We start from the raw sequence: 14,315 nt of genomic DNA on the forward strand, positions 1-14,315 counted from the left end.
CGGATCCACGCGCGGCGTGGATCCGGGCCGGGGCGGAGGGCTACACCCTCCGCTCCATCTCCACGGCGTCAATCCCGGCGCCGTGGCCATCGGGTACCACCCGTGTCACCTGGAAGCCGAGGCCGGCGTAGAACCCCTGGGTGTGCTGGCTGGTGCTGAGCGTGATGCGCGCAATCGAGGCATCACGTCCGGCCTGCTGCAGTCGTACCACCGCCAGTTCACGGCCGATTCCCTGCCGGTGCAGCGCGCGCGCGACCATGCCCCAGCAGAAGCCGGCGCTGCCATCGCCGCGGCGCGAGAGCCCGCCGCAGGCCACGATGCTGCCATCTCGCTCGATGACCTGGAATGCACAGTCCATGGCCTGTTCTTGCAGGAAGCGCTCAAAGTCGCTGCGCTCTTCGGGCGCGAAGTAGGTGGGCACGTTGCTGTCGAAAATCGACAGGCAGGCGCTGGCATCGGCGGGACGGTAGAGGCGGAGGTTCATGGAAAATGCCTTGGCGTTGCCCGGGCGCATTTCAGCCGTCCAGACGCTGTCCTTCTCAAGGGGGTATTGCACGACGAGGCCGCAGGGGGGCGCCGAAGTGCTCCAAGGTACATGGAGCGGAGTCGATCTTCTCACGGATGATTTCGCCCACCTCGAATGACTGTGCGGAACACAGGCGCCTGCACCAGGCGGGTGCGTCAGTGGCGAGGCATGCGGCCGCGATGGCGTGCAGCGGGGCGCGGCGGCTTCTGGGCTATGCTTTCGACACGTGGGACTGACCGCGCGGCAGGATCCGCCGGCCCCATTCGTCTTCCTGCCTGCAACGGAGCTGCCCAGCGATGCCCGCCCCTTCTCTTTCCCGGACTGCCCAGGTCATGCGCGGTCTGCTGTTTGGCGCGGCGGGGCTGCTGATCCTTGCCGTGGCCGCCTTCGAAGTGACGCATCGCCTTGAGTTCCTGCAGATCGCGCAGGCCGTCGATGGCCAGGTCGAGCGACTGAACGCGGGCGGATCGCATCCGCAGGTTGCGTTCACCGCCGCGACCGGCCAACGCGTCTCTTACCCGCAGGGCGGCATGATCTTCGGCTATGAGCCTGGACAGCCGGTACGCGTGCTGTACGATCCGGCGCAACCGCGCCTGGAGCCGGTCCTGGATACGTTCGGGGCGCTGTGGGGAATGACGGTCGTGTGGATGCTGCTGGGGCTGGCGTTCGTCGGCGTCTGCGTGCGGGGACTGCTCCGGCGCAGGTGACTCGCAGCGGATCGCGCGCTGTCGGCGGGCGGATCGTTGGACCTGCCCCTGGCGGCAGGGCCTGTTCAGTTCGGTAGTACCTACCGCGCTTCCCGCCAGCCAAATAAAAAAGCCGCCCGGTGGGCGGCTTCTTCATTTATCTGGCGGAGAGAGGGGGATTCGAACCCCCGAAGCGCGGTTTAGACGCTTACACACTTTCCAGGCGTGCTCCTTCAACCACTCGGACACCTCTCCGGATCCCTGCCATCGGCAAACGCCTCAGCAGGGGCGCAGATTCTAGCGGGCTGCGCGGCACTTCACAAGCACCCCGGCCAGGAACCTGCGAAGGGCGTGCCGGAGGCGAGGGGGCTGGACAGGCATGGCACAATGGAACATCCGATGGAAAACGGTGGCCTGATGTCCTATCTCGTCCTTGCCCGCAAGTGGCGTCCGAAGCGTTTTGCCGAGCTGGTGGGCCAGGAACACGTGGTCCGTGCGCTCAGCAATGCGCTGGACAGCGGCCGGGTCCACCATGCGTTCCTGTTCACCGGCACCCGCGGCGTGGGCAAGACCACCATCGCGCGCATCTTCGCCAAGTCGCTGAACTGCGAGCAGGGCACCAGTGCCGATCCCTGCGGCCAGTGCGCGGCCTGCCTGGACATCGACGCCGGCCGCTACATCGACCTGCTGGAAATCGACGCTGCGTCCAACACGGGTGTGGACGACGTGCGCGAGGTGATCGAGAACGCGCAGTACATGCCCTCGCGTGGCAAGTACAAGGTCTACCTGATCGACGAAGTGCACATGCTGTCCAAAGCGGCGTTCAACGCGCTGCTGAAGACGCTGGAAGAGCCGCCGGAGCACGTGAAGTTCCTGCTGGCCACCACCGACCCGCAGAAGCTGCCGGTCACCGTGCTCAGCCGCTGCCTGCAGTTCAACCTCAAGCGCCTGGACGAGGACCAGATCCAGGGCCAGATGACCCGCATCCTGGCGGCAGAAGAGATCGAGGCCGACGGCAGCGCCATCGTGCAGCTGGCCAAGGCCGCTGATGGCAGCCTGCGTGACGGCCTGTCGCTGCTGGACCAGGCGATTGCCTATGCCGGCGGCGCACTGCGCGAGGACGTGGTGCGCACGATGCTGGGCACCGTCGACCGCACCCAGGTGGCCGCGATGCTGGATGCACTGGCCGAGGGCGATGGCCCGCGCCTGCTGCAGGTGGTGGCCGCGCTGGCTGAATTCTCACCGGACTGGAGTGGTGTGCTGGAAGCGCTGGCCGAAGGCCTGCACCGCATCCAGGTGCAGCAGCTGGTACCGGGTGCGGCCGTTGCCGAAGGCCTGGATGCCACCGCATTCGCCGAGCGCCTGCGCCCGGAAGTGGTGCAGCTCTGGTACCAGATGGCCTTGAATGGCCGCCGCGACCTGCCGCTGGCGCCGAGCCCGCGCGCGGGCTTCGAGATGGCCGTGCTGCGGATGCTGGCATTCCGTCCGGCTGCCGCGGTACCGCCGGTGCCGAAGTCGGTTGAAGGTGCAGCAGGCGGCAACGTTGCCGGTGGAGGCAGCGGTGCCGGCAACCACGAAGCGGCGCCGGCCGCTGCCGCCGCTCAGGCGGCCCCGACCCCGGCGACGCAGGCGGCCGCGCCGTCCGAGGCTGCGCCGCGCGAACCTGACCCCGAGCCTGAGCCGGCCCCGCAGCCCGAGCCGGACCCGACGCCGGAACCCGAGCCTGTTCCGGTGGAAGAGCCCGTGTCGCCGCCGCCGGTAAAGGCCGAAGCAGAGGTGCCGCCGCCGGCCGCTGAAGCAGAAACGAGCGACGATCTGCCGCCGTGGGCCACCGACGAAGCCGAGTCTCGTGACGCAGCACTGGCGGCCGAGATGGCCGGCCCGGAGGCGGCCATGGTCGCGCCCTGGCACGAGCCGCCGGCTCCCGCCGCGGCCCCCAGCGAACCTGCCCCGCCCGAGCGCCCGTTCCGCGCCGATGGCATTGCCATTGCACCCGCCGAACCGGTCCCGGCGCGTGATACCGCGCCGCAGGACGGCGTCAGCGAGCTGGCCACGGCCGAGGACTGGCTGGATCTGGTCGCCAACAGCGGTCTCAGCGGCCCATCGCGGCAGTTGGCCGCCAATGCCGCCTTCATCAGCTGCCAGCACGGGACCTTGAAACTGGGCCTTTCGCCCGGATTTGAATACCTGCGCTCGGAGCGCGCGCTGGCCGCCCTGGGCGAGATGCTGGAAAAGGCCCTGGGCCAAGCGCCGAAGATCGTGGTCGAGACCGTGGAAACCGAACACGTTCCGGCCGAGACCCTGCACCAGCGCGCCGACCGCCAGCGTGGCGAACGGCAGCAGGAAGCAGAGGCCGTTTTCATGGACGACCCGGAAGTGCAGGTGCTGATCCAACAGCACGGTGCCCGGGTTGTTTCCGATTCCATCCGTTCTTTTGACGAGTAAGACACCATGCGCGGAAACATCGCCCAACTGATGCAGCAGGCCCAGAAGATGCAGGAAAACCTGCAGAAGGCCCAGGAAGAAATTGCCAAGATCGAAGTGACCGGCAGCGCCGGTGGCGGCATGGTCAGCGTGACCCTGACCGGCGCCAAGGAATGCCGCAAGGTGCGCATCGACCCGTCGCTGGCCAGCGACCCGGAGATGCTGGAAGACCTGATCGCCGCCGCCTTCAACGACGCCTCGAACAAGATCGATGCCGAGTCGAAGTCGAAGATGGGTTCGGCCACCGCCGGTATGCAGCTTCCGCCGGGCATGAAGCTGCCGTTCTGATTTTCGGCGTGGCACCCGTGCAAGCGGGTGCCACGGAACCTGTAGCCGTCGAGCTTGATCGACGCCATGAAAGCATGCCGCCGTGTCTGCACCCTTGCTTGAACAATTGATCGACGCGTTGCGGGTGCTGCCTGGCGTCGGCCAGAAGACCGCGCAGCGCATGGCCTACCACCTGCTCGAACGCGAGCGCGAAGGTGGCCAGCGTCTGGCCGAGACACTGGCATTGGCGGTGGAGCGCATTGGCCACTGCGCACAGTGCCGCGATTTCAGCGAATCCGAGTTGTGCCCGACCTGCGCCAACAGCAGCCGCGAGCGCAGCCAGCTGTGCGTGGTCGAATCGCCCGCCGATCGCCTGGCCATCGAGAACGCCACCGGTTTCCGCGGCGTCTACTTCGTGCTGCAGGGCCGTCTGTCGCCGCTCGATGGCATCGGCCCGCGCGAACTGGGCCTGGAACAGCTGGAGCAGCGCCTGGCCGGAGGCGAGGTGCAGGAACTGATCATCGCCACCAGTGCCACCGTCGAGGGCGAGGCCACCGCGCACTATCTGGCGCAGTTGGCGCGCGCGGGCAAGGTGCAGCCGAGCCGCCTGGCGCAGGGCCTGCCACTGGGCGGTGAACTCGAATACGTCGATCGCGGCACGCTCTCGCACGCGTTCGGAACGCGCAGCGAATTCCGCGATTGAACGCCGGCCGGGCATCCGCCGGCGCGGCCGGCCTACAATGCGGATGACATTTCCGCCGAGGCCGAACATGAGCACTGAAACCCTCTTCAGCAAGATCATCCGTCGCGAGATCCCGGCCACCATCGTCTACGAGGATGACGAGGTGCTGGGCTTCAAGGACATCGCACCGCAGGCGCCGGTGCATGTGCTGTTCATTCCGAAGAACGAGATCATTCCGACCCTGGATGACCTGCAGCCCTCGCAGGCACACCTGATCGGCAAGCTGGCGCTGGCCGCTGCCGAGTACGCGCGCCGCGAAGGGTTCGCACAGGACGGCTACCGCATCGTGATGAACTGCCGTGAAGATGCCGGGCAGACCGTGTTCCACATCCACATGCACCTGCTGGCGGGTGCACAGCTGGGGCATTTCGGTACGCCGGGGCGTTGAAGCCCCTATCCACGCAGGAGTACCACGGGTACCCCGCTGTAGATCCACGCCATGCGTGGATGAAAAAGGCCGCCCGAGGGCGGCCTTTTCCGTCACGCGTGCCGGTTGGCGATCACCACCAACCCCAACGGCCGTAACCGCCCCAGTACGGGCCATACGGACCCGGGCCCCACGGACCATAGGGGTAGGGCACCACGTCGACCTGGCGCTGTTCCGGCCACAGGTAGATCACATCGGCCGACAGCTTCGGCAGGCGGTAGTCGTAGTCCCCGATGCGGGTGTTCTGGTAGCCATCGATCTTGCCGATGAAGGTCACGTCACGGCCTGCTTCAAACACGGCCGGGTCGTAGAAGCCGGCGCGGCAGGCGATGAAGCGGCCGTCGCTGGCGTCGGACGAGGTGGTGTTCGGGCGGCCGCTGGCGTTGAGCGGGCGCGAGATCATCTGGAAGCAGGTCTCGCCCTGGCCGGGCTTGGTTTCGATGATGCGACCGCCCCAACGGACCGGCGTGCCGACCTGCTGGGTGGCGACCGAATCGCGCGGGGAGACCAGGCTGAACTGTCCCTGCAGCGGCTTTGGGGCCGTGGCGCAGGCCGACAGGGCCAGCGTGGCCACAGCGGTGAGGAGGAACTTGGTGTTCATGGGGAGGCTCCGGAAGTCGGGCGATGCCTGCGCAGGTCCCGCAATAATGAAGCGAGGTCGGTGCAAGTTCCAGCGTAACGCGCGTCGGCGAAACGCTGGCTGAGTGCGAGCAGGGCGGGATCGGGACGTTGGGCATGGACCCGCCGTGCCCAGTCCTGCGCGGTTTCGTGGGGTTGCCGGCCCAGCCCGAGGCGGGCATAGCGCCGGCCCAGCCCGCGCCAGGCACGCAGCAGCGGGTCACGTTCGCGCTCGCCCCGGGCCAGCAGCCAGACCATCCACGCCAGGGCCAGCACCGTTGCCACCACGAAGCCAGCGACAAGTTGCGTGGGGCCGAGATCATCCAGTCCGAACGGCTTGAGCAGCTGCTGCTGGCGGCGCGCATCGAAGGAGAGCACCAGGTCGTTCCAGCCGCGGCGCAGCCAGTCGCCCATCTGCCCCAGCTGCTGCCAGCGTTGCCGCAGCGGGCTGTCGGTACCTGCCTGCAGGCGGTCGTCGAGGGTATCGAGGATGCGTTCCGGTGCCACTGCGGCGGTAGGGTCGACCCGTACCCAGCCGCGCTGCGGCAGCCATACCTCGGCCCAGGCGTGGGCGTCCATCCGCCGCACGATCCAGTAGTCGCCAAGGCGGTTGTAGGTGCCACCAGCAAAGCCGGTCACCACCCGCGCCGGAATGCCGGCGTTGCGCATGAGTACCACGAAGGCGGAACTGAAGTGTTCGCAGAAGCCGGCCTTGTAGCCGAACAGGAACTCGTCGACCGGATCGCGTCCCGCCGGTGGCGTCTGCAGCGTGTAGGAGAAATCGGTGGTGATCCATTGCAGCGCGCGGCGGACGATGGCTTCGTCATCACCGCCGGCATCCTGCCGCCACTGCTGCGCCAGTGTGGCGGTGCGCGGGTTGAAGCCGCTGGGCAACTGCAGCGCGGCCCGTCGCAGATAGGGCGACAGCGTGCTGTCGAAGCGTTGAGGTGGCGCCGAATGCAGTCGCCAGCGGCTCAGCGACGCCAGTGGCCGCTCGCTGCTCAGGCTCATGTCAGCATCCAGCGTGCTGCCTGCTGGGGCGCGGCTGGGCAGGTCCAGTGCCACCAGCTGGCGCCGGTCGGTGGGCTCGTAGTCGATCTGGTAGTCCCAGTCCTGCGTGCCGGCCTCGACCACGGCCGCCGGTCGTCGCTCGCTGGCGCGGTCACGTGTCCAGCGCCGGCCATCGAAGGCGGTCAGTACCGGCCCTCGCCAGTAGCGTTGCATCGGCTCGGGCACCGCACCGAAGAACTGCACGCGCAGCGCCGGGGCGTCGTCGGCCATCAGGTCCAGCCACTGGCCGGGTTCCATGCTGTCGGACAGCCCCGGCGTGCCGACCGCGCGCTCGGGAACGCCCCATAGCGGGGTCGCCAACCGCGGGAACAGCCAGAAGCAGGCCAATGCCAGTGGCAGGCCGATCGCCAGCAGGCGGCCAACGCCGCGCAGCTGCCCTCGCAGTGGGGGGGGGCCGGGGGGGCCTTCATCCCCGGGGGGGGGGGGGGGGGGGAGAAACGCGGGGCCCCGCGAGGGGGGAAAAGGGGGGGGGGGGGGCCGGGGGGGGGGGGGGGCCGAAGGCGAGGGGGGGGGGGGGGGGGGGGGGGGGAAAACAGCGCGAAGCCGAGCAGGCTGCGGGCATCGCGCCGGCTGCGCAGTTCGCTGGACTTGATCGCCAGCATCGCTGCCAGCAGGGCGCAACCTGTATCGCGCCCGGGTCGAACCATCCCCATCTGCCAGACGATGGCACCGAGCATGGCCAGCACCAGCAGCAGGCGCACCGGCATGGGCAGTACCTTCCGCCACGACAGGGCTGCAGTCACGAGCGCCGCGGCCGCGATCACGCCAGCCAGCAGGGGCGGCAGCTGCAGCAGCAACGGCAACAGCGCCAATGCCGCGCTGGCCAGGGTCCAGTTGCGGGCATTGCGGTCGAGGGCGGGCGTGGTTTCAGTCATGCGGCATCAATGCCAGTGCGCGCAGGCACAGGTGGTGGTGACTGGCGCCCTGCCCGGGCCCGAACGGTGGATGTGCAGGCAGCAGCAGGGTGTAGCGGCGGCCTTCGCGCTCGGCCATGTCGACCCATCGTGCCAAACGCGCGATGCGTGCTTCATGGCCCAGCGGAGACAGCCTGCGCCAGTCGAGGATGACTTCGATGCCGACTGGCTTTTCGTACTCGCGCACCAGCAGGCTGTCGCGGCGTGCCGAGTGCTTCCATGAAATGCTGCGTGGTGCATCGCCCGCACGATAGGGCCGCAGCTGATGCAGTTCCTCGCCACTGGCATGGGCGCGGGTATGCAGCGGATCGTTGCCGCTTTCCGGCAGTGCAGGCGCCAGCGCTTCGGGTTGCGGATAGACCAGCAGCGGTTGTTCCGGCCACACCCACGACCATGCCCGGACCAGGCCCAGTGGCTGGGTGGTGGACAGGCGGATGCGTGGCAGTTCCAGCCAGCCGCGGCGTTCGCTGGGAACCTGCAGTTCCACTTCGCCACGGCCGTGCGCAGGCAGCGAGGTCCAGGCTTCGCTGTCACCCAGCAGCAGGTGCAGGCCGTGGCGTGCGCGCGGATCGCGCAGTGACAGGTCCACGCGCAGGCGCAGCGGTTGCCCGGCCGGAACCGGCTCGGCGGAGATCGCGTCGATCTGTACGCCGGACAGCTGCAGGTGCGCGGCGATGGCGCTTGCGATCGCCGCTGCCGCCAGCAGCAGGGCCAGCAGCAACGCCGGGTTATTGTTGTAGTTCAGTGCGCCCAGCAGCATTGCCGCCAGCAGCGTGGCGACGAACAGGCCGAAGCGGGTGGGCAGCACGTAGATGCGATGGCGGTCCAGGCGCTGCGGCAGTGCTTCAGGCCTGCGCGGGCGTGCCAGCAGTTGCAGTCGTGCCCAGCGCGTGGCCACCCTCAATCCACCGCAACGGTCTGCAGGATGGCTCGTGCCAGTGCCGGCCCCGAGCTGGACTCGGCTTCGGCCACCAGGCGATGACCGGCCACCGCCACGAACAGGGTCTGCACGTCCTCGGGCACCACGTGGCCGCGGCCCAGCAGCAGTGCATGCGCCCTGGCCGCGCGCAGCAGCGCAAGGCCGGCACGCGGTGACAGGCCCACGCGCACGCCGGCGTGCTGGCGACTGCGGGTCAGCAGGGCCTGCACGTAGTCGACCAGTGCATCGCTGGCATGGACCTGGCCGACGGCCTCACGCAGCGCGCGTACCTGGGTGTCATCCAGCTTCGGTACGGCACGTGCGATCAGGTCACGACGGTCGGTGCCGCGCAGCAGTTCGCGTTCGGCCTGCGCGCTGGGGTAGCCCATCGCCAGTCGCAGCAGGAAACGGTCCAGCTGCGAATCCGGCAGCGGGAAGGTACCGGACAGGTCCACCGGGTTCTGCGTGGCGATCACGAAGAACGGATCGGGCAGGGGGTGGGTCTGCCCATCCAGGGTGACCTGCTGTTCGGCCATCGCCTCCAGCAGCGCGCTCTGCGTGCGTGGCGGCGCGCGGTTGATCTCATCGGCCAGCAGCACGTGGGTGAACACCGGCCCTGGATGGAACTGGAACTGGCGGCTGCCGGCTTCGTATACCGAGACGCCCAGTACATCGGCGGGCAGCAGGTCGGAGGTGAACTGCACGCGCTGGAAGCTGAGGCCCAAGCTGCTGGCCAACGCATGCGCCAGCGTGGTCTTGCCCAGGCCGGGCAGATCCTCGATCAGCAGATGACCACCGGAAAGCAGAGCGACAAAGGCCAGCCTGACTTCCGGCACCTTGCCCAGCACCAGTGCGTTTACCTGATCCTGTGCCTCCCGCAGGGCCTGGCGCAGTTGATCGGTTAGCATGGTGGGATTGGGGGACGAGGCTGGCATGATCGTCTCAGGTCTGGAATCCATTCGATTATCCATAGAGCAATGCAAGGCGAACAGCGCGCGCGGACAATATTTCTCTGGTTATGGACGCTGGTCACAGCGGCCAAGCTGGTGGTGGCTGCGCGCCTGCCACTGTTCGTTGACGAGGCGTTCTACTGGCAGGAAGGCCAGCATCTGGCCGCCGCGTATTCGGACCTTCCCGGACTGACCGCATGGCTGGCGCGCCTGGGGGTGGAGATCGGTGGCCACCATGTGCTCGCGTTGCGCCTGCCGTTCCTGGCCATCGGCGCGCTGCTGCCGTTGCTGGTGGTGCGCACGGCCACGCGCTGGTTCGGCAATGTGGCCGGTTGGCAGGCGGGCAGCCTCACGCTGTTGATGCCGTTGTCGGCGACGCTGGGCCTGCTGGCGGTGCCGGATGTACCCATGGCGCTGGCCGCGGTGATCTGCCTGCACGCTGGTGCACGGCTGCTGCACAACGTCGATGCATCGTCGGCGATGAAGCTTGCGCTGGGTCTGTCGATCGGTGCGCTCAGTCACTACCGTTTCATCGGTGTCATCGGTGTTGGCTTCATCGCGTTGCTGGCGCTGCCGCAGGGGCGGCGCATGCTGGCCGATCCGCGCGTATGGGTCGCGCTGGCGGTAGGCGTGCTGGCCTGGCTGCCGTTGCTGGCATGGAACGCGGACAACCACGACGCCGGCCTGAAGTTCCAGGTGGTCGAGCGCCATCCCTGGACGTTCGAATGGAACGGGCTGTGGTTCCTGGTGATCCAGCCGATGCTGGTCACCCCGATCCTGTGCATGGCGATGTGGAAGGTGGCGCTGGCCGGTACCCGCAGGGGCGGCGGCACGCGTGTGCAGTGGCGCTACTTCGGCCTGGTCGGGGGCGTATCCACGCTGGGCATCTTCCTGCTGGGCTTCTTCACCGACGTCGAGCGGATCAGTTTCCATTGGCCACTGCCGGGCTACCTGGCCCTGCTGGTGGCGGTGCCGGTGGTGCTCAACGGCTGGCCACGCTGGCTGCGGCGCACCGGCTGGTGGCTGGCCGGCGCAGGCATGGTGCTGGCGTTCGGCTATTACCTGATGGCCTCCACGCCTGCGTTGCGCGAGCAGCTGGCGGGCAGCAAGTACTACCCGCGCAATTTCGCTGGCTGGCAGCCGTTGGCGATGGCAGTGCGCGAAGAGTTGCAGCAGATGCACGCGGGCACGCGGGTGCTGGCCGGGAACTTCAAGGTGGGGGCCGAGCTGGGCTTCCAGCTCGGCAACGGCGATATCGAAGTGCTGCCGCACCCGCTCAACGACAAGCATGGGCGCACCGCGCAGCTGGCGCAGTGGGGTCTGCTGCATGAAGGCAAGCGCTCGGCGCCGATGCTGCTGGTGCTTTCACCCAGCGATCAGCGTTACCGCGATCTGCTGGCGCGCTATCACGCCATCTGCGAGCAGGTGGGGCCGTTGCCGGCGCCGCGGGTGGTCAGCAGTGACCATGGCTTCCAGCGGTTCCTGCTGTTCCGCCTGCCGGCGCAGCGTGCGCCGGGGGCGTGCGTGACTCCGGCAATGGCGTGGCTGGATACCCCTTCCAACGGCGAAAAGGTGTCCGGCGTGCTGGCCATCAAGGGATGGGCGTTCAAGGATGGTGTCGGCCTGGCACGGGTTGAAGTGCTGGTCGATGGCCGCTCGGTGGGGGATGCGCGCTATGGCCGCGCATTCGACGTGCGCCAGACCTGGCCGGACAGCACCGACCCGCAGCATCCGTCGGTGGGCTTCGATGCGTCATTGGACACGAGCACGCTGGCGCCGGGACGGCATTGGCTGGGCCTGCGCCTGCATGGGCGCGATGGCAGCGTGGAGGAATGGCAGGAGCAGCCGTTCGAGGTTCGCGGGCGCTGAGGCGGCGCGCGGTCCAGGTTGGTCGCGTACTCCGGGTTGGTTGCGCGTGCCAGGTTGGTCGGGTGCTCCACGTTGGTCGGGTGCTCCGGGTTGGTAGAGTCGACTGTTAGTCGACTGCTCTTCCAGCCGCTGGCAAAACCCCGCGCTGCGCGCGATAGTCGACTGACAGTCGACTCTACCCGGCTTGGGTCCTACCCGGCCCAGGTCCGGCCTGTTTCCGCGATCGGTGCCGGCAGTCAGCGTGCCGCCTTCAGGGCACCGCGAACCCTGCCTGGCGCAGCAACCCGCACAGCGCGATCAGCGGCAGGCCGATCAGCGCGGTCGGGTCGCGGTTGTCGATTGCTTCGAACAGGCTGATGCCCAGGCCCTCGCACTTGAAGCTGCCGGCGCAGTCCAGCGGCTGTTCGGCGGCCACGTAGCGGGCGATCTCCTCCTGGCCCAGCGCGCGGAAACGGACCTCGGTCAGATCCACGGCGCTGAGTGATTCTCCGTCTCGTGTGAGACTGATTGCGGTATGGAAGCGTACCGTCTGCCCGGACATCGCCGCCAGCTGCGCGCAGGCCGCCTCGGCCGTGCCCGGCTTGCCCAGCGGCCGCCCGTTCAGGTCCGCCACCTGATCCGAGCCGATCACCCAGGCGCCGGGGTAGCGAGCGGCGACCTCGGCCGCCTTGGCCGTGGCCAGGCGCGTCGCCAGGACCAGGGGTGTCTCAGCGTTCAACGGGGTTTCATCCACCTCCGGGCGCGCGCAGTCGAAGGGCAGGCCCAGCCGCTGCAACAGCTCGCGGCGGTAGCGGGAGGTAGAGGCCAGGACCAGTGACATGCGACAATTCCGGGGCGGGGCGCGGCAGTCTGGCCCGTGTGCGGCGCCAGCAGCAAGTCCTGTATGGCGGGCATTTGACAGCAGCCCCCCCGATCCTTAGTATTCAGCGGCTTATGTCCGCGAACGTGCCCGAATCGCTGGATGCTTGGCGGATGGTCGTAGCGCGCAGGCGCTTCGACGGCCAGGTCTCCCTGGCTGAATTGACCCGCCTGCAGGGGCTGGTCGCAGATACCGACGGTGAGTGTTCCTACTCGCTTGAATTCGGTCGCGACGAAGTCCTGCGGGTATCCTATGTGGAACTGACCATCGACACCGCGTTGCCGCTGACCTGTCAGCGCAGCATGCAGCGATTCCTGTTGCCGGTGAAGGTGACCCAGAGGCTTGGCCTGATCCGCGACGAGGACGAGGAATCGTCCCTGCCGGAGGAGTACGAGGCGTTGCTGGTGCCGGAAGACGGCCAGCTGCGTCCGCTGGACCTGGTCGAAGACGAGTTGGTGCTGGCGGTGCCGGTGGTACCGCTGTCGCCCGACGGTGAAGCAGTCGACAAGGACTGGGCACCGAGCGAAGAAGAAACGAAGAAGGCCAACCCGTTCGCGGCGTTGGCGGCATTGAAGAAACAATAGCAGCCGGATTGTCGTCGGCGGCTGCGGCGAAAGCGAAAGTGTGCTGGGCGCTGGCGTCCTGCGCGACGATACGACGAAGCAAAACGAACCGAGTTTGGAGCAATCCCATGGCTGTGCAGAAATCCCGTGTTACCCCGTCCCGCCGCGGCCAGCGCCGTTCGCATGACGCCCTGAGCGCCAAGCAGCTGTCGACCGACCCGACCACCGGCGAAGTGCATCTGCGTCACCACATCACTGCCGATGGTTTCTACCGCGGCAAGAAGGTCATCCAGACCAAGACCTCGGCCGTCGAAGAAGATTGATGTGCCGGGAAGGCCGCTGCCCCCGGGCAGCGGCCTTTGCCCTCTTTCCCGGGCGTGCCGGTGATCGGCGGCCCGCGCAACAGGAAACATGATGAGCAAGCGGATCTATTCGAGGATCGCGGGCACCGGTAGCTATTTGCCGGAAAAAGTCCTGACCAACGCCGACCTGGAAAAAATGGTCGAAACCTCGGATGAGTGGATCCAGTCGCGCACCGGAATTCGTGAACGGCACATCGCGGCCGAAGGCGAAACCACCAGCGACCTTGGCTACCAGGCCGCGTTGCGCGCACTTGAAGCGGCCGGTATCGACGCTTCGCAGCTCGACATGATCGTGGTCGGTACGACCACGCCTGACCTCATTTTCCCCTCCACCGCGTGCCTGATCCAGGCCAAGCTCGGTGTTGCGGGGTGCCCTGCCTTTGACGTCAACGCCGCCTGTTCGGGCTTCGTGTTCGCGTTGGGCGTGGCCGACAAGTTCATCCGTTCCGGCGACTGCAAGCATGTGCTGGTGATCGGCACCGAAACGCTGACCCGCATGGTCGACTGGAACGATCGCACCACCTGCGTGCTGTTCGGCGATGGCGCCGGCGCCGTCGTGCTCAAGGCCGACGAAGAAACCGGCATCCTCAGCACCCACCTGCATGCCGACGGCAGCAAGAAGGAGCTGCTGTGGAACCCGGTGGGCGTCTCGACCGGCTTCAAGGACGGCGCCAACGGGGGTGGCACCATCAACATGAAGGGCAACGACGTGTTCAAGTACGCCGTCAAGGCGCTGGACTCGGTCGTGGACGAGACCCTGGCCGCCAATGGCCTGGACAAGTCCGACCTGGATTGGCTGATTCCGCACCAGGCCAACCTGCGCATCATCGAAGCCACCGCCAAGCGCCTGGACATGTCGATGGACCAGGTGGTGGTGACTGTCGACAAGCACGGCAACACCTCGTCCGGTTCGGTGCCGCTGGCGCTGGACGCCGCAGTGCGCTCGGGCCGCGTCGAGCGTGGGCAGCTGCTGCTGCTGGAAGCCTTCGGCGGAGGCTTCACGTGGGGTTCGGCCCTGCTGCGCTATTGATAGCGCAAGTTACGACAATGTGAAGCTT

At 67.6% G+C, this 14,315-nt stretch carries 14 protein-coding genes, 1 tRNA gene and 1 pseudogene; 9 read left to right on the plus strand and 7 right to left on the minus strand.

Annotated elements, in window-relative coordinates; all coding sequences use genetic code 11:
- Positions 1-40: 40 nt before the first annotated feature.
- Positions 41-484: a GNAT family N-acetyltransferase gene (locus ACZK0Z_RS04890; protein WP_197633214.1), complete on the minus strand. Its 444-nt coding sequence runs from the start codon at positions 482-484 to the stop codon at positions 41-43.
- Positions 485-858: 374 nt separating this feature from the next.
- On the opposite strand from ACZK0Z_RS04890, the gene ACZK0Z_RS04895 reads away from it, so the two are divergent.
- Positions 859-1,233, plus strand: a complete 375-nt coding sequence (locus tag ACZK0Z_RS04895) for a DUF3592 domain-containing protein (protein WP_197633213.1) — start codon at positions 859-861, stop codon at positions 1,231-1,233.
- Positions 1,234-1,374: 141 nt separating this feature from the next.
- On the opposite strand, the gene ACZK0Z_RS04900 is transcribed toward ACZK0Z_RS04895, so the two are convergent.
- Positions 1,375-1,467 (minus strand) — tRNA-Ser (locus tag ACZK0Z_RS04900).
- A gap of 144 nt (positions 1,468-1,611) precedes the next feature.
- On the opposite strand from ACZK0Z_RS04900, the gene dnaX reads away from it, so the two are divergent.
- The 4 genes from dnaX (at position 1,612) to ACZK0Z_RS04920 (ending at position 5,093) form a co-directional block, all read left to right on the plus strand.
- Positions 1,612-3,657 carry a DNA polymerase III subunit gamma/tau gene (gene dnaX, locus ACZK0Z_RS04905; RefSeq protein ID WP_197619973.1) on the plus strand — a complete coding sequence of 682 codons (2,046 nt, stop codon included), beginning with the start codon at positions 1,612-1,614 and terminating at the stop codon, positions 3,655-3,657.
- 6 nt (positions 3,658-3,663) lie between these two features.
- Positions 3,664-3,984, plus strand: coding sequence for a YbaB/EbfC family nucleoid-associated protein (locus ACZK0Z_RS04910; RefSeq protein WP_004154630.1), 321 nt, complete (start codon positions 3,664-3,666; stop codon positions 3,982-3,984).
- A gap of 82 nt (positions 3,985-4,066) precedes the next feature.
- Positions 4,067-4,666, plus strand: coding sequence for a recombination mediator RecR (gene recR, locus ACZK0Z_RS04915; RefSeq protein ID WP_197633660.1), 600 nt, complete (start codon positions 4,067-4,069; stop codon positions 4,664-4,666).
- Between the two features lie 67 nt (positions 4,667-4,733).
- On the plus strand, positions 4,734-5,093 hold the full coding sequence (locus ACZK0Z_RS04920; RefSeq protein ID WP_049430202.1) for a histidine triad nucleotide-binding protein: 360 nt from the start codon (positions 4,734-4,736) through the stop codon (positions 5,091-5,093).
- Positions 5,094-5,205: 112 nt separating this feature from the next.
- Here ACZK0Z_RS04920 and ACZK0Z_RS04925 read toward each other — a convergent pair whose 3' ends face one another.
- The 4 genes and pseudogenes from ACZK0Z_RS04925 to ACZK0Z_RS04940 form a co-directional block, all read right to left on the minus strand.
- Complete coding sequence (locus tag ACZK0Z_RS04925) at positions 5,206-5,733, minus strand: Slp family lipoprotein (RefSeq protein ID WP_008265847.1); 528 nt, start codon at positions 5,731-5,733, stop codon at positions 5,206-5,208.
- A pseudogene (locus ACZK0Z_RS04930) lies at positions 5,730-7,696 on the minus strand (transglutaminase TgpA family protein). The gene ACZK0Z_RS04925 and the pseudogene ACZK0Z_RS04930 overlap by 4 nt, the downstream one beginning before the upstream one ends.
- Positions 7,689-8,633, minus strand: a complete 945-nt coding sequence (locus tag ACZK0Z_RS04935; protein ID WP_197633659.1) for a DUF58 domain-containing protein — start codon at positions 8,631-8,633, stop codon at positions 7,689-7,691. Before ACZK0Z_RS04935 ends, ACZK0Z_RS04930 begins: the two are co-directional and overlap by 8 nt.
- A 2-nt stretch (positions 8,634-8,635) precedes the next feature.
- On the minus strand, positions 8,636-9,589 hold the full coding sequence (locus ACZK0Z_RS04940) for an AAA family ATPase (RefSeq protein WP_049430196.1): 954 nt from the start codon (positions 9,587-9,589) through the stop codon (positions 8,636-8,638).
- Between the two features lie 42 nt (positions 9,590-9,631).
- Between ACZK0Z_RS04940 and ACZK0Z_RS04945 the strand changes: the two genes are divergently transcribed.
- Entirely contained in the window at positions 9,632-11,473 is a 1,842-nt protein-coding gene (locus ACZK0Z_RS04945; RefSeq protein ID WP_197633658.1) for a glycosyltransferase family 39 protein, read from the plus strand.
- A 250-nt stretch (positions 11,474-11,723) separates the two neighbouring features.
- Here ACZK0Z_RS04945 and ACZK0Z_RS04950 read toward each other — a convergent pair whose 3' ends face one another.
- Entirely contained in the window at positions 11,724-12,293 is a 570-nt protein-coding gene (locus ACZK0Z_RS04950) for a Maf family nucleotide pyrophosphatase (protein ID WP_197633657.1), read from the minus strand.
- A 113-nt stretch (positions 12,294-12,406) separates the two neighbouring features.
- Between ACZK0Z_RS04950 and ACZK0Z_RS04955 the strand changes: the two genes are divergently transcribed.
- The 3 genes from ACZK0Z_RS04955 to ACZK0Z_RS04965 all read left to right on the plus strand — a co-directional run bounded on the left by ACZK0Z_RS04955 (position 12,407) and on the right by ACZK0Z_RS04965 (position 14,287).
- On the plus strand, positions 12,407-12,916 hold the full coding sequence (locus ACZK0Z_RS04955) for a YceD family protein (protein ID WP_012479287.1): 510 nt from the start codon (positions 12,407-12,409) through the stop codon (positions 12,914-12,916).
- Positions 12,917-13,023: 107 nt separating this feature from the next.
- Positions 13,024-13,218, plus strand: a complete 195-nt coding sequence (gene rpmF / locus ACZK0Z_RS04960; protein ID WP_005408308.1) for a 50S ribosomal protein L32 — start codon at positions 13,024-13,026, stop codon at positions 13,216-13,218.
- A 91-nt stretch (positions 13,219-13,309) separates the two neighbouring features.
- Positions 13,310-14,287: a beta-ketoacyl-ACP synthase III gene (locus ACZK0Z_RS04965; RefSeq protein WP_099553840.1), complete on the plus strand. Its 978-nt coding sequence runs from the start codon at positions 13,310-13,312 to the stop codon at positions 14,285-14,287.
- Positions 14,288-14,315: the final 28 nt, after the last annotated feature.

The organism is Stenotrophomonas sp. 116085_Sma (genome assembly GCF_056479585.1).

Bases quoted from the DNA above. Each gene is read 5' to 3' on its own strand.
- ACZK0Z_RS04890 (WP_197633214.1), bottom strand. From the start codon at position 484: ATGAACCTCCGCCTCTACCGTCCCGCCGATGCCAGCGCCTGCCTGTCG.
- ACZK0Z_RS04895 (WP_197633213.1), top strand. From the start codon at position 859: ATGCGCGGTCTGCTGTTTGGCGCGGCGGGGCTGCTGATCCTTGCCGTG.
- dnaX (WP_197619973.1), top strand. From the start codon at position 1,612: ATGGAAAACGGTGGCCTGATGTCCTATCTCGTCCTTGCCCGCAAGTGG.
- ACZK0Z_RS04910 (WP_004154630.1), top strand. From the start codon at position 3,664: ATGCGCGGAAACATCGCCCAACTGATGCAGCAGGCCCAGAAGATGCAG.
- ACZK0Z_RS04920 (WP_049430202.1), top strand. From the start codon at position 4,734: ATGAGCACTGAAACCCTCTTCAGCAAGATCATCCGTCGCGAGATCCCG.
- ACZK0Z_RS04925 (WP_008265847.1), bottom strand. From the start codon at position 5,733: ATGAACACCAAGTTCCTCCTCACCGCTGTGGCCACGCTGGCCCTGTCG.
- ACZK0Z_RS04940 (WP_049430196.1), bottom strand. From the start codon at position 9,589: ATGCCAGCCTCGTCCCCCAATCCCACCATGCTAACCGATCAACTGCGC.
- ACZK0Z_RS04945 (WP_197633658.1), top strand. From the start codon at position 9,632: ATGCAAGGCGAACAGCGCGCGCGGACAATATTTCTCTGGTTATGGACG.
- ACZK0Z_RS04950 (WP_197633657.1), bottom strand. From the start codon at position 12,293: ATGTCACTGGTCCTGGCCTCTACCTCCCGCTACCGCCGCGAGCTGTTG.
- ACZK0Z_RS04955 (WP_012479287.1), top strand. From the start codon at position 12,407: ATGTCCGCGAACGTGCCCGAATCGCTGGATGCTTGGCGGATGGTCGTA.
- rpmF (WP_005408308.1), top strand. From the start codon at position 13,024: ATGGCTGTGCAGAAATCCCGTGTTACCCCGTCCCGCCGCGGCCAGCGC.
- ACZK0Z_RS04965 (WP_099553840.1), top strand. From the start codon at position 13,310: ATGAGCAAGCGGATCTATTCGAGGATCGCGGGCACCGGTAGCTATTTG.